General features: G+C 37.1%; 13 protein-coding genes. 4 read left to right on the forward strand and 9 right to left on the reverse strand.

What is annotated here, in order from left to right:
- Positions 1–31 precede the first annotated feature (31 nt).
- The gene (locus ACLMCG_RS10205; RefSeq protein WP_413959451.1) at positions 32–886 is read right to left on the reverse strand and encodes a helix-turn-helix domain-containing protein; all 855 of its coding nucleotides are present in this window, start codon (positions 884–886) and stop codon (positions 32–34) included.
- 260 nt (positions 887–1,146) lie between these two features.
- On the reverse strand, positions 1,147–1,572 hold the full coding sequence (locus ACLMCG_RS10210) for a hypothetical protein (protein ID WP_413959452.1): 426 nt from the start codon (positions 1,570–1,572) through the stop codon (positions 1,147–1,149).
- A 212-nt stretch (positions 1,573–1,784) separates the two neighbouring features.
- Here ACLMCG_RS10210 and ACLMCG_RS10215 point away from each other — a divergent pair, with 212 nt between their 5' ends.
- Positions 1,785–2,207: a PaaI family thioesterase gene (locus ACLMCG_RS10215; RefSeq protein ID WP_413959453.1), complete on the forward strand. Its 423-nt coding sequence runs from the start codon at positions 1,785–1,787 to the stop codon at positions 2,205–2,207.
- Between the two features lie 118 nt (positions 2,208–2,325).
- A complete protein-coding gene (locus ACLMCG_RS10220) occupies positions 2,326–2,670 on the forward strand; it encodes a phage holin family protein (RefSeq protein WP_047388083.1) in 345 nt (114 codons plus the stop codon).
- Positions 2,671–2,721: 51 nt separating this feature from the next.
- Here ACLMCG_RS10220 and ACLMCG_RS10225 read toward each other — a convergent pair whose 3' ends face one another.
- On the reverse strand, positions 2,722–3,588 hold the full coding sequence (locus tag ACLMCG_RS10225; protein WP_414136880.1) for a chitobiase/beta-hexosaminidase C-terminal domain-containing protein: 867 nt from the start codon (positions 3,586–3,588) through the stop codon (positions 2,722–2,724).
- A gap of 208 nt (positions 3,589–3,796) precedes the next feature.
- Here ACLMCG_RS10225 and ACLMCG_RS10230 point away from each other — a divergent pair, with 208 nt between their 5' ends.
- Both ACLMCG_RS10230 and ACLMCG_RS10235 read left to right on the forward strand, forming a co-directional pair.
- Positions 3,797–5,791, forward strand: coding sequence for a prolyl oligopeptidase family serine peptidase (locus ACLMCG_RS10230; protein WP_413959455.1), 1,995 nt, complete (start codon positions 3,797–3,799; stop codon positions 5,789–5,791).
- 302 nt (positions 5,792–6,093) lie between these two features.
- A complete protein-coding gene (locus ACLMCG_RS10235) occupies positions 6,094–6,585 on the forward strand; it encodes a DNA-deoxyinosine glycosylase (protein ID WP_413959456.1) in 492 nt (163 codons plus the stop codon).
- A gap of 165 nt (positions 6,586–6,750) precedes the next feature.
- On the opposite strand, the gene ACLMCG_RS10240 is transcribed toward ACLMCG_RS10235, so the two are convergent.
- The 6 genes from ACLMCG_RS10240 to ACLMCG_RS10265 all read right to left on the reverse strand — a co-directional run bounded on the left by ACLMCG_RS10240 (position 6,751) and on the right by ACLMCG_RS10265 (position 13,598).
- Entirely contained in the window at positions 6,751–7,785 is a 1,035-nt protein-coding gene (locus ACLMCG_RS10240; RefSeq protein WP_413959457.1) for a phosphotransferase enzyme family protein, read from the reverse strand.
- Positions 7,776–8,690, reverse strand: coding sequence for a nucleotidyltransferase family protein (locus tag ACLMCG_RS10245; RefSeq protein WP_413959458.1), 915 nt, complete (start codon positions 8,688–8,690; stop codon positions 7,776–7,778). The genes ACLMCG_RS10240 and ACLMCG_RS10245 overlap by 10 nt, the downstream gene beginning before the upstream one ends.
- Positions 8,680–10,077, reverse strand: coding sequence for a Gfo/Idh/MocA family oxidoreductase (locus ACLMCG_RS10250; RefSeq protein ID WP_413959459.1), 1,398 nt, complete (start codon positions 10,075–10,077; stop codon positions 8,680–8,682). Before ACLMCG_RS10250 ends, ACLMCG_RS10245 begins: the two co-directional genes overlap by 11 nt.
- 484 nt (positions 10,078–10,561) lie before the next feature.
- Positions 10,562–12,097, reverse strand: a complete 1,536-nt coding sequence (locus tag ACLMCG_RS10255) for a hypothetical protein (protein WP_413959460.1) — start codon at positions 12,095–12,097, stop codon at positions 10,562–10,564.
- Between the two features lie 55 nt (positions 12,098–12,152).
- A complete protein-coding gene (locus ACLMCG_RS10260; protein WP_047421441.1) occupies positions 12,153–12,845 on the reverse strand; it encodes an AIM24 family protein in 693 nt (230 codons plus the stop codon).
- 27 nt (positions 12,846–12,872) lie between these two features.
- A complete protein-coding gene (locus tag ACLMCG_RS10265) occupies positions 12,873–13,598 on the reverse strand; it encodes a hypothetical protein (protein ID WP_413959461.1) in 726 nt (241 codons plus the stop codon).
- Positions 13,599–13,657: the final 59 nt, after the last annotated feature.

Below are 13,657 nucleotides of genomic sequence, written 5' to 3' on the forward strand. Positions count from 1 at the left end.
CATGCATAATTTGTATAAAATAGTTTTCCAATTATTTTTCTTTCCGTTCCTGACGATAAGCTGAAGGGGAAATGCGAAATTTATCGCTGAAATTTTTTGTAAAAGTTGCCAGATCATTAAACCCGCAATCAAATGCGATATCAGTAATCCGTTCATCGGATATTAAAAGCACTTCGGCGGCCTTTTCCAATTTTTTGTTTCTTATATAATTGGCAGGAGTATCCTCATAAAGTTTTGCGAATTCCCTTTTGAAGGATGATACACTGAGATTACTTTGTTGTGCAAGCTGTTCAATGGTGAGTTGCGAAAATAAGTTGGCTTCAATGATTTGTTTAAAAGAATAAGTTGTAGGAGAGAAAAGTTGAGACAAAATCAATTGAATGGTATTGGCATTCTGTGACTGAGCCAGCAATAACATGATCTCTTTCAGCTTAAGAATTAATATATCTTCATTAATGAGCGAAGGATTTTCAAAGTAAAAAAGCAGTCCTTCTACATATTTTTGAATCAGAAAATCATTATTTATTTTCTCACTGGATTGATTTGAAACCATGTTTACAGGTCTCTGCAGTAAGGAAGGAAATTCTCTGTCGTAAATTCTTTTCAGGATATCAGGGTAGAAGGTTACAATGACGACCTGGCAGTTACTTTCTAAATTTGAATTTTGAATATGCTTTCCCGAGCTGATACAGTTCAGAAACAGGGAATAGTTGGCAGAAACATCAAATTCCTGTTCATCTGTTTTATATTGAAATTCTCCTTTGGTCACATACAGAAAACAGGCCTGCTCCGAAACCGGAAAATCATATCTGAATGGCCCCGTCATATCAATCTTCTGTATCAGGGTCTTTCCAAATAATTCGTATTTTTTGTAATCATTCAGCATAATAGAAGGGTTTCGTTTTGAAATGAATCACGGGAAAATTAAATAATTTTTTCTTTAAAATGGCAAATTATATTCTATTATATTTTAGATGAAATATCTATACTTTTGCATTCTTCTTTTTAATGAATAAAAGTATACCGCTCCGCATAGCCACACAGTTTGCCATTCCGTAGGAATCCAGCCCTATACTTTTCATACCTTTTATTCCAATAAATATCTCAACTGAAGACGTGAAAATTCCCCTCCTCCGGAAGGGTGGTTTACCTAAACAATTTCTCATACCAGCCACCAACATCATTTTTAATCTCCTCATGATGCTTGTAGAGAATCACAGCCAATTCCAGTTCAGATCTTTCAGATTTGTAAGGATTTACGGTAAGAAAACCAAAGGAATTTCCATCCTGATCAACGATTGCCGGAGGATAAGCCCCATATTCATTCCATGGAGAGTAGGTGCTGTGGGGACTTCCATAATTTCCGTACCTGTTCCAGATAGATTTTGAACTGAAGGCATTTCCGTAATCGCTAAATTTATTCCATATCGAATTCTTATCGAAGTTATCACAGTTTAAACATCCCAGATATTGATCCTGATCTGCACCGCCATACAAATGCAGAGTCTGCGCCTGGAAACTGGAGCATGCAACTAAACCTAAAAATTGGAAAAACCTTTTTAAACCCATCATAAAGCTTTCCTGCAAAGCTAATCTTTTGAACTGAAAAATTTTAATTATTGCTGGACAAACCACACACCACCAAACTTTACAGGTTTTCAATATTCACGTAGAAATCAAACAGAAGTAGTACTCTCAAAGCTTCCTGCCACTGGAAATTTTTAATCTTAAAATTCTTTAATCTTTAAATCAATTTCTACCTTTACATACAAATTCAAAAAATAATGACACCAGAGAAAAGAAAACTCATCACAGACAGCTTCAGCCGCTCGGAAACTTTGCAATTCTATAAAGCAGAACTATTGGAAGTAGAGACTGATTTTATATCCATGAAGATTCCCAAAATGGAAATGATGACCAGAAAAGCAGGAATGTTCAACGGGGCTATGATCGCTTCTCTGGTAGACGTTTCTTCAGGGTATGCAGCAGTAAGTCATTATCCGGAAGACTGTTATGTGGTAACGGTTGAATTGAAAGTGAATTACCTTCGTCCTGCTATGGGAGATGCTTTGGTTTCAAAATCCTATGTCATCAAAGGCGGAGGGAAAATCATTGTAGTAAGAACGGAAATCTATGTTCAGAATGAAAATTCCGACTCAGAAAGTCACGTGGCGACTTCATTGGTCACTATGATGAAAATAAAATAACAGGTTTGGGGAGGTAACAGGCAAAATATTCCTTAAATAGAGGGTTTCACGGAATTCTTTTTTTTGAAATGGAATGGCTTTTGCTCCATATCCCCCATAAACATTAAAAAATATCACAATGAACTTAATTATCCGACTATTTATCACAGCAATTGTTGCTTACCTTTTAACCAAAATTCTACCGGGAGTACATTTTGAAGGATTTTCTTCAGCCATTATCTTTGCCATTGTGCTTGGAGTTCTTAACATATTTGTAAAGCCTATTTTAAGCCTGTTTGGTCTGCCATTAACGATCCTTACTTTAGGATTCTTTGCTTTGGTAATCAATGCCGGAATTATCCTGATTGCAGACTATTTCATTGATAGTATGGTGGTAGATGGTTTCTGGTGGGCATTTATCTTCAGTATATTATTGTCAATCGTAACTTCTCTGGCGAACTCAATGTTCTCAGATGGAGATTAAAAAATGATAAACATTCAAATAAAAATCCGCTCTAAAATAGAGCGGATTTTTTTATTTCTTAATGAATTTTACTACAACTAAATCACCTTGCTGGTCTTTCATTCTTAGAAAATAATTCCCTGAAATAAGATGACTGATCGTGATTTCTTTGGTAAACAGATCCTTTAAAAGAACTTTTCCACTGATATCTATAATCTCATACTCCTGGAACTGACGGTCGGTATTTACTTTTAAAATATCGGAAACAGGATTCGGATATACTTTGATCAAAACATTGTTGTTTTTTGACAGGGTTTCATGGCTTTCTAAAAATAAGCATGAAGGCGGAGTCGTTATGGCGCCATCTGTAAAATCATAATATATAGTACTTCCCGCAGGAATAAGATTGGTGCTGATGGTTTGGGGAATATTCTCAAAAAGGGTACAGTTATTAAAACGCAGATTGGCATTTTCAAAATCTCTGGTTGTTTTGTACCAGGACTCACACCCTGCAGGCTGCATCGTTATTCCCGGCCAGAATGTATCCATAGCAAAACCGTTGACAGCATTCGGGTTAACCATATCAATCATTACACAGCTTCCCGCTGTCCACGTAGAAGGTGCTTTAAAATAAATGGCTGCAGAAGGAATAATTCCGGTGTAATATTTTTTACTGATGACCGCAGAAGAATTTCCCTGTCCGTCAACCAGAAACGCCTTGATTTCTTTATTTTGGTTAATAAGGATCTGTACATTGTTGGGTGCAGAGCTTGAACTCAGGGTCGGGGCACTTCCGTCAGTGGTATAATAAATCGTGCCGTTTCCTGAAATAGTGACTTGATAAGGATTATCATAATGACTTGCAAACGGACTCATTGTGAGTTGTGAAAAAAAGAATGAAGACACACAAAATGAAGAAAAAAGTAGAAATTTTTTCATGTAAAATGGGTATTAGTTTAGTTTTTATAAAATTAATAATATTTGTCCATAAGTAAATCAATTATTTTTCAACTTTAAAAAACATAAATGTTAATTCTTTCGCTCATTTTTATTTTAAATATTAACTTTGGCAATCTTTGAGTTTAATAAAAGGAGAGTACAAAATCATCAGGATTCCGTACATCCGTTAAAAAATGAATATCAACATATGAAACTTAAGTACAGTCTGCTGGCCTTGGCAGCTCCGCTTTTAATGAATGCACAACAAGTAATGACACCTGAAATTCTTTGGACTTTGAAAAAAGTTGGAGTACAGGCTGTTTCACCGGATCAGGGTTCCCTTATCTATAAAGTAGGACAGGTAGATCTGAAAACAGAGAAAACAAAAAACGAGAACTATTTTCTTAATGTTCTTAATAATCAGTCTTCCAAAATTGATTTCGGTAAAAAAGCCCTTATTCAATGGGATAAAAACGGAATCTATGCTCAGGAAGGTGATAAAATCTATCTTTCTAAAGATGCAGGAAAAAACTGGACAGAATTTTATACCATCGGTGAAGTTGATAATGTTGTCATTTCTCCGGACGGGAAAAAAATTGCTTTCAGCAAGCAGGTATTGGTTGAAAAAGTAATGGGGAAAGATAAATTTGCTGATACTCCTAAAACGACTGCTCAGGTATATACAGACTTGAACCACAGACACTGGGATTATTTCAATGAAGGAAAGTACAACCATGTATTTGTTGTAAATACTTCTGATAAAGCAGAATCTGCTAAAGACCTGTTGGAAGGAAAAATGTGGGATTCTCCTCAGAGACCTTTCGGGGGCGCTGAAGACTTTATCTGGAGTGCTGATTCTGCACAGCTTTTATATGTTACAAAACCTAAAAGTGGAAAAGACTATTCTACAAGCACCAATACAGATATCTTTGCTTACGATTTAGCATCAGGTACAACCAAAAATCTTACAGAATCCAACAAAGGATATGATGTAAATCCTAAATTCAGTCCGGATGGAAAATCTTTGATCTGGCAGAGTATGGCCAGAGATGGGTATGAAGCAGATAAGAATGATGTGAAAATCATGGATTGGAAGTCTGGAAAGACAACTAATCTGACTTCAGGATGGGATGAAAGTGTTTCAGGAGATGTACTATGGGGTGCAGATTCAAAAACGATCTACTTCACAGCAGCATTCAGAGGAACAAAACAGCTTTTTGCCCTGGATTCAAAATCAGCAAAAGTACAGCAGATTACAAAAGGAGATTTTGATGTAAACGAAATCTTTACAGATAATAAAACTTCACTTTTAGTAGGAAGAACAGACGTAAACCATGCAACAGAACTATTCTCTGTAAACATTAAAAACGGAGAAATGAAGCAGGTGACTGAAGCTAACAAAGAAACATATGCTAAGCTGGCTCAGGGAAAATCTGAACTTAAGATGGTGAAAACTTCAGACGGTAAAGAAATGGGAGTTTGGTTCCATTACCCACCAAACTTTGACCCGAATAAAAAATATCCTACTTTGGTTTACTGCCAGGGTGGTCCGCAGTCTGCGCTTACTCAGTTTTTCAGTGTAAGATGGAACTTTGCTTTAATGACAGCCAACGATTATATCGTGGTAGCTCCAAACAGAAGAGGTATGCCGGGCTGGGGAACAAAATGGAATGAAGAAATTTCAAGAGACTGGGGTGGCCAGCCGATGAGAGATTATCTGGCAGCAACAGACTTTGCAAAAACGTTGCCTTACGTAGACGGTGACAGAGTAGCAGCGGTAGGAGCAAGCTATGGTGGATACAGCGTATTTATGCTTGCCGGGATTCATGAAAACAGATTCAAAACATTCATTGCACATGATGGATTATTTGATATGAAATCATGGTACCTGACTACAGAAGAACTTTGGTTTGCGAACTGGGACCTTGGTTCACCATGGGAAAAGCCACAACCAAAAGCATACACAGAATTCAACCCAAGCAATTTCGTAGATAAATGGAATAAACCAATTATGATCGTTCAGGGAGGAATTGACTTCCGTGTTCCTTACGAGCAGGGTCAGGAAGCTTTCCAGGCTGCAAAATTAAGAGGATTAAAATCTAAACTGGTTTACTTCCCGAACGAAAACCACTGGGTACTTCATCCACAAAACGGATTGGTATGGCAGAGAGAATTCTTCGATTGGCTGAAGGAAACTTTGTAAGATCAACAAAAATAAAATATCAATAGAAACGGGCTTTTAGCCCGTTTTTTTATGATTAAAAATTCCAATGGCTTTAGCCAAAATTTAAATAAGCGAAATTAAATTCAGGCTATTGGAAGCTGAAGAGGGAGGCTGGAAGTTGCTATTAATCTTAACATTTATAGAGGTTGCCATCAATTAATACTATCACTGTTTAAAAAGATGAGAATACGGACAACCCGTTTTTCATAACCTCAATAACTTCCTTCTTCAAGCTCCCAGCTTCCAGCCAGATTAAATAAATTAAATCTCTATATTTGAATATGCAAAACCGGATTTCTTCATTTTTACCCCTTATTGATACTCAGTCACAAATTATCATTTTAGGATCGATTCCCGGAGTTAAATCACTTGAAAAACAGCAGTACTATGCACATCCTCAGAACAAATTTTGGAAAATCATCTTTGAATTGCTGAACGAAGAATTTACTGAAGATTATACTCAAAGAATCGAAACATTGAAGAAACATCACATTGCCCTTTGGGATGTCATTGATTCCTGTGAGAGGAAAGGTAGCCTTGATTCTGAAATCAGAAATGAAGAGGCCAACCAGATCGCTGAACTACTGGAGGAACACAAGAATGTCAGAGCCATTTTCTGTAACGGAGGAAAATCTTATAAAAATTTACAAAAACTGTTAGGGAAAAATTATAAACTGCCCATTTTTCTATTGCCTTCTACCAGCCCGCTTCATACGGTTTCCTTTGAAAAGAAATTGGAAGAATGGAAGAAGATACTGGAGTTTTTGAGATGAGTTTCGTGGTCGGGCTCGTGAGTGTGAGGGTTTGAGAGTGGGAGAGTTTATAAGAGTATGGATTCCTACGGAATGACAAACAGAGCGCTTTATTTTATCCGTATACTTTGTCATTCCGTAGGAATCTAAATTTTGTATGTAATTCTTAGAATCATAAAGGTAAAATCATTCACTTCCCAAATATGCTCTCAGTCCTTTCAACAATTCTAGTTGGTTTTTTGTCCTGTCTAGATTATGCTCTGGATATTTCGTAGAATAATAAATACTTCCGTTCAGATAATCGGTTAAAAAACGAAGCTCCTGAATATAAATGGCGACCTGTGCAGCATAATCGAGATTGTCGGATTCTTCGGGGGTCAGTTTTTCCTTCAGATAAAATAAGAATCCTTCTTTTACAATCTTATACATTTCGGGGTTGAAATTGTTTTGGGCACTGCCATCATCTTCATTCGTTGTATTGGTATAAGACTGGATCATGGTTCCAAAATCATACAAAATAGTAGAAATCATCATCGTATCCAGATCAATAACCGCTAAAGGATGATGATTTTGATCAAAAAGAATGTTACTGATTTTTACATCTGCATGGATGATTCTTTTGGGAATCTGATTGCCTTTTTCCATTTCGATCCATCGATCAGGTAAAGACAGAAGCTGGTTAGTGATTTCTATTTCAGCCTTTGCATTTTCTTTTAAATGAGGAACAGCATTCTTTAATGAGTTTTTATAATCTGTAACCCTTTTCTCAAAATTTAAGAAATTGGGAAGTGTATCTTCAATAGCAGGCAATTTTTCAGTATTTACGGTGGTGAGGAAATAACTGAAGGTCTTTGCTGCTTCAAAAGCCGTCTGCAATGAGGGAGCGGTGAGAAAAGTAGTACTGTTTTCTACGAAACTCAGCATGCGCCATGTATCATCATTGGCATCTTTTACCAAAAGTTTATTGGTAAGAGAAGGAATTGGCTCTATGATTTGAAACTGATAGTCATTTGACTTCAGAAGTTCATTAATTATTAAATGATTGCTGACAATGGCTTCCGGCCGTTTGAAGACATGATTGTTGATTTTTTGTAAGATAAACTTCTTTCCCTGATCTTTATTTTCCAACAGATAGGTTGTATTGATCAGTCCGTCAGTAATAGGAGTAAGATCATAATGATCTGTACCAATAAATTGAATGACAATATCGTTTAGCTCCATAAACTTTCTGGGTATCTGTTGTTTTTAATCTCTGATGTCAGAAAATCTTTAATTTCCTTTTTATCATCTGCATACGTGACACCCATCCATTGAGACGGAGATGCTTTTACCTTTACCTGTACTCTGTTTTCATCTATCATTCTCTGTACGGCAGAAGGAATATAAAACTCCTGAGAAGGCTGTGGATCAGACTCAATAAAGTCATAAAAATAAGCTTCCAGATAACAGAAAATATGAGGATGGAAAATAAAAAAGTTCATAGACACCAAACTATCAGGATCTAATTTTACATTTTCACCATTTTTAATATAAACGATCGAGTTATTTATTCTTTGAATGGAAGTCTGCTCTTCAACCTTAATAAGATAGTTTTCCGGATCCAGCGTACATATTCCTCTGGCTACAGCTCCATTGCCGCTCAACGTTGTCCCTACAGGATAAGCAATCATTCCCAGTTGTGAATCTGAAATATGATGATGGTTAATTTCATGTGCAGCCAATTGATATGCTTCCTTTCCGTAAAAATCATCTGCATTGATCATCACAAACGGTTCCTGTATAGAATATTTGGCGCAAAGTACAGCATGAGCAGTTCCCCATGGTTTTTCGCGATCAGGATAATCAAACCCCTCTAATGAAATAGGAATACTGTCTATTTCCTGATATACCCAATGGAGCTCAAAATTTTTAGTTTCTGAGATTCTGTTGAGCCTTTCAATATAACTTTGAGGAATGAGTTTATTGACAACAATGACCACTTTTTGGAAACCGGCTTCCAGAGCATCAAAGATAGAATACTCCAGAATCGGCGAACCGTTATCGAGTATTCCATCCACCTGTTTGAGACCTTTATATCTGCTGCCTAATCCGCCTGCTAATATGAGTAGTGTCTTTTTAGAACTCATCGGTCATTCCAAATACAGGTTTACGGGTTTTCCATTTTCCATTGGTAAAATCAGGAATATCAACTACCTGACCACCTTTGGCAATAGACTCTTCACTCAATGGCGTAATTGAATACCACAACGCAAGGTCATACACATCCATCGGGAATTCTATATTTCGTTTGATACATTCAATAAAAGTATTCATTACAAAGAAATCCATTCCGCCATGTCCTGCTCCTGCAGCAGTAGTTTCAAACTTTTTCCACATCGGATGATCGTATTCTGTCATCCATTTTTCAGTATTATCCCAACGATGGGTATGGTTCATTGTTTTTTCAAAATAAATATGTCCCTGGTTGAAATCGCCCCATCCGAAATCCTGCCACAATCCTTCAGTTCCCTGAACCCTGAAGCCAAGATCATAAGGTCTCTGTAAGCTTGTATCATGAGTAAGTAGAATGGTTTCTCCATTAGCACATGCAATCTGAGTGGTTACCACATCTCCCTGGTTGAATTTTACTTTTGCACTAGGATGGTTTTCTCCACCTTTTGGATGTTCAACAATGTATTTGTGAAGTCCTACGGATTTTGAAGAGAATGAAGAAAGTCTTGTTAAACGGTTTCCTCTGTTGATATCCATCATCATCGCTACCGGGCCTAATCCATGCGTAGGATAAAGTTCTCCGTTACGCTTTACATAATGCTCGGTTCTCCATTTTGCCTCACTGAATCCTTTCTCTCCGAACTCTGCACCTGAATTGTAAGGATTAACTCCGTCATTGAAAAGAACCCCTCTCAGGTCATGCTGATAACCGCCTCTTCCATGTACCAATTCTCCAAACATACCTTTACGGACCATATTCAGAATGGCCATGATATCTCTTCGGTAACACACATTCTCCATCATGAAGATAGGAACTTTTGTTTCCTCATATACTTTTACAAATTCCCAGCAATCCTGAAGCTTTATCGCTCCGGAAACTTCCATACCCACAATTTTCTTAGCACGCATTGCCTCAACTCCTTGCGTAAGGTGCCATTCCCATGGAGTAGCAATGACAACAGCGTCAATTGTTTTTAATTTTAAAAGATTTCGATAGTCATATTCACCGTTGGAAAACTCCTGAGCAGCCGGTTTATTATTGTCTTTTAATATTTTTTGTGAAGCTGCAAGCATTCTTTTCTCCGGATCTGCAAACGCTACAATCTCTACATCATTACGTTTTGCCAGTAATTTTACATGTTCCTGCCCACGAAGGCCCACACCGATGAAACCGACACGGACTTTTTTATCTGTTTTAAAATCATTGGAATAGGCAAATAATGAATTGGGTAAAACCAATGCCCCAAAGCTTGCCAAAGCTGCCGTCTTAAGAAAGTTCCTGCGCGAATTGCTATTGTCCATCTATTTTTTTCCTAAATATATTAAAACTTTTGTAAATCCCGATGGGGTGATGGATATTAAGTGGGGAGGGGTTATGAGTTACGGGATGCGGATTGCGAGTTAGAAGGTTTTAGGGTAAGAGTTTTTGTGAGTAAGAGCGTTGAAATTGTAGAATATAGATTCCTACGGAATGGACAACCTAAGCACTTTATGTATCCGCTCACTTTGTCATTCCGTAGTAATAGAGATATTTTATTTTAGCCTTTGGGATGAAGGGGCGGGTTTCGAGTTTCGGGGTGTTGAGTGGGATAGCTTGCGTGTTAGGGTTTGGGTTGGGATTATAAGATTTTAGATTCCTGCGAAATGGACAAACTAAGTACTTAATCTATCTATCTATCCACACACTTTGTCATTCCGTAGGAATCTAGATATTGTACTTAATCTTTGGGAAAAAACTCTGGAGACTTCCCCGCAATTTCATCCTTTTGCCCTTTCACCTAAAAACCTACTGATTAATCCACGCCTTTCTTAAAGCCAACTGTTTTGAATCCGGGTTGGGAAAAGAGGTTACTTTTCCGGTGGCTTCATCATAGTTAAAACCTGCTTTTTCAAGATATTCTTTTAAAGGAATGGGCTGGGTGCCTTCTACAAAATCTCTGAAAAATGTACGTATTTCAGGATAGGTTATTTTGGTAATTTCATCAAAAAGCTCATCATCATTAAAATATTTGCCCGATCCGTATTTTTTCATAAGCATCTGCATCATATCCTGAGTTCCTGTTTTTCCGTTTGAGAGTTCTCTTAGTCGTATATCTAAACATAGTCCAAGCAATGCTCCTTTCATATAAAAATTCATATATTGGTCCTGTCTTTCCATAGATTTTTTACTCATTTCCGTAAAGGATAGAGTATTGTCAAACTCTTTCATGCCATGTATCTTTTCTTCCAGACTCTTTTCAAAATCTTCCAGACTGATCATTTTTTGTTTGACAGGCATATGAATCGTAGCATATTCTGTCATTCCCTCATACAGCCAAAGATGTTTAGACATAACAGGATTCAGGAAATCATAATGCTGAATTTCTCCCGAATGGATGTTGAGCGGTGTAACGACATGGAAAAACTCATGAGAAGCAACCCTATTTAAAGCATTCGGAATAAATTTCATATCTCCGGAACGGTACAGGCAGACTGTAGAGTGGGAATGTTCCAGACCATCACCCAGATATCCATTCTCATTGGAAGATTCATAATAAATCAGAAAAGCATATTTTTTGACCGGTAATGTTCCGCCAAGATAAGCCTGCTGATTTTTAAGAATGTTTTCTATTTCGTGGGCAATCGTTTTGGAATAATGCCTTTCCTTTTTGCTGTAGAATGATACAAGCACTTTGGTTTGACCTATTTTGAGCCACGTGGTATCCGGAACGGAATATAAAACAGGAGAATCTACCAGTTCACGGTAATCCTTTGCCCAAACCATATCCGTGTTTTTATTTTTCTGTTTGTAATCTAAAGCAGAGGAAGCATAGAAAGCCTTATTTTTTGTAACGGTAATCTGATAAGGAATATCTTTCAATTCTTCAAAATATCCTACTAAAGAATTATAGTTGATGACAAAAACACTGTCTTTTATAAACATGCTGCCGGCAGATCTGGCCTCATTGGATTCTTTTTCCAAAGAGTCCCATCCGTCAGCTACCTGATAAGATATTTTCTTTACCCGGCTGAGATCATGTACCATCCAGCTGTTTTTGTCCAACCGTTCAGTTAAGACTTTCTTACCGTTTTTATCAGTGGCTGTGAAATCAGAAATGTATTGTCCGAAATTCATAGCCTGATAAAATCCGGGAACCAGTTTAGGGATAATAAACTTACCCTGTTTAAGATTGTTCCTTGGGGGAGCAAAAGAAACCCGGACTTCATCATTGGACATATGAAGAAGATCTATATTGTATTCGTAATTATTCTTTGATTTTTGGGCTATAATTATATCAGGAATTATAACGATCAGAAAAAATAGCTTTATAATAGTATTCATTGCTATTGCTTTAAGTACTACGAAAATACAAAATTACCTCTAGGATTTACGGACTTTATTTTTCCATATAATAAACTTCTTCGTAAGGTTGGATCAATACCCATCCGTGGCCTGAAAACTTCATCTGAAACTCTTCACCGCTTCCTCTTCCGATAAGGCTTTTAAAAGAAACATTTGTTTTAAGTTCCGGGCTCAGATTTCCGGACCATGCAACAGTAGCATTAGGATCAGTGAAAACAGGTGTATCAGGAGTTACTAGTAATGTCAATGGATCTCCGTGGGTGGTAATCGCAATATGTCCCGTTCCTGAAAGTTTCACCTGGAAAAGTCCGCCGGACATCATTCCTGCAATACTCTTCAGCATGGTAATATCGCTGTTTACAGTTTGTTCGTGAGCAAGAACATCATTTCCGTTCACACATACGGATTCATTATTCAGATAAAGGATACGGACTTTTTTTCCGGAATCTGCTACATATAATTTTCCGGTTCCTTCTGCTTTCATTAGCTTACTTCCTTCACCACTGATTGCTTTTTTAAGGAGATTTCCAATTCCTCCGGCCAGCATTCCCTGTCTTTCAAAATTGATATTTCCCACATAGCTTACCATACTTCCTTTTTTGGTCCATACCGCCTGGTTATTAAGGTTGATTTCCAGAAGATGTTTGGTTTCCAGCTCAAAATAATCTCTTTGCTGTGGATTCTCTTTTGTTTCGTTGATAAATGCTTCAATTGAATATTTACTCATAATGATAATTTTTTTGATTGGTTGTTCTTATGCGTTTATCGATTTGATTTTATTTAATTTATATTCTCTTTTATTACTTTTCGGATTCAGATCTACAAATTCATACTCTTCAAAATTGGCAAGCCTGGCTTTAAACATTTCAGTTGCTTTTTCCAGTGACCAGGCTTTAGGATAATGAAAACCTTCAAATTCAGCATTGAAAATCTCTGCTTTGAAATCATGGGAAAACTCATCATCACCTGCGTAGGTTAATGCTATTTTGCCGGTCCATGTAATATCATACCGATTATTATCTTTTTTTGAAAAACTGATCTGATGGCCTGCACAGCTGTCATGCCCAAGCAGATAAATATTGAACGCCAGATCATCATCATCAAAATGTTGTTCAGACGGAAGATCGTTGCTGAAAAGATCATTTTTAATAACGGTGTCGAAGTCCAGTTTTTCATCAAGATTGTTAATTCTGATTCCTCTCTGCTCACCCCAATAATTTGATGACAGTGTACAGGTATGGTAATTTCCCCATACGATTTTGGAGTCCCAGTCAGGCAGATCTTCGTCTTCTTCCTCACTGTTTTCGTCATCATTTGCGTAATAATTTTCAGTTTTTAAATGAAAATCAAACCAGATAAACCCATACTCATCAATCCGTCCGCTCCAGTTGAATGTGACGATTTTATGACCGTCAGGATAGGGATTATTAAGGAAGTATATTTTGCTTACTGGCTCCATGCTGAATTTTAATTTTTCCAAAAATAGAACTTTTTAAGCTTAAAAATCCCCGTAAAATCACGGTTTTATATTTCATTGTA

The sequence above is a fragment of the Chryseobacterium sp. S90 genome (assembly GCF_047444895.1).
GTDB lineage: Bacteria > Bacteroidota > Bacteroidia > Flavobacteriales > Weeksellaceae > Chryseobacterium.

Excerpts from the sequence above, each read along its gene's own strand:
- ACLMCG_RS10255 (WP_413959460.1), bottom strand. The coding sequence starts at position 12,097 with ATGAATACTATTATAAAGCTATTTTTTCTGATCGTTATAATTCCTGAT.
- ACLMCG_RS10235 (WP_413959456.1), top strand. The coding sequence starts at position 6,094 with ATGCAAAACCGGATTTCTTCATTTTTACCCCTTATTGATACTCAGTCA.
- ACLMCG_RS10225 (WP_414136880.1), bottom strand. The coding sequence starts at position 3,588 with ATGAAAAAATTTCTACTTTTTTCTTCATTTTGTGTGTCTTCATTCTTT.
- ACLMCG_RS10240 (WP_413959457.1), bottom strand. The coding sequence starts at position 7,785 with ATGGAGCTAAACGATATTGTCATTCAATTTATTGGTACAGATCATTAT.
- ACLMCG_RS10250 (WP_413959459.1), bottom strand. The coding sequence starts at position 10,077 with ATGGACAATAGCAATTCGCGCAGGAACTTTCTTAAGACGGCAGCTTTG.
- ACLMCG_RS10205 (WP_413959451.1), bottom strand. The coding sequence starts at position 886 with ATGCTGAATGATTACAAAAAATACGAATTATTTGGAAAGACCCTGATA.
- ACLMCG_RS10215 (WP_413959453.1), top strand. The coding sequence starts at position 1,785 with ATGACACCAGAGAAAAGAAAACTCATCACAGACAGCTTCAGCCGCTCG.
- ACLMCG_RS10245 (WP_413959458.1), bottom strand. The coding sequence starts at position 8,690 with ATGAGTTCTAAAAAGACACTACTCATATTAGCAGGCGGATTAGGCAGC.
- ACLMCG_RS10210 (WP_413959452.1), bottom strand. The coding sequence starts at position 1,572 with ATGATGGGTTTAAAAAGGTTTTTCCAATTTTTAGGTTTAGTTGCATGC.
- ACLMCG_RS10230 (WP_413959455.1), top strand. The coding sequence starts at position 3,797 with ATGAAACTTAAGTACAGTCTGCTGGCCTTGGCAGCTCCGCTTTTAATG.
- ACLMCG_RS10220 (WP_047388083.1), top strand. The coding sequence starts at position 2,326 with ATGAACTTAATTATCCGACTATTTATCACAGCAATTGTTGCTTACCTT.
- ACLMCG_RS10260 (WP_047421441.1), bottom strand. The coding sequence starts at position 12,845 with ATGAGTAAATATTCAATTGAAGCATTTATCAACGAAACAAAAGAGAAT.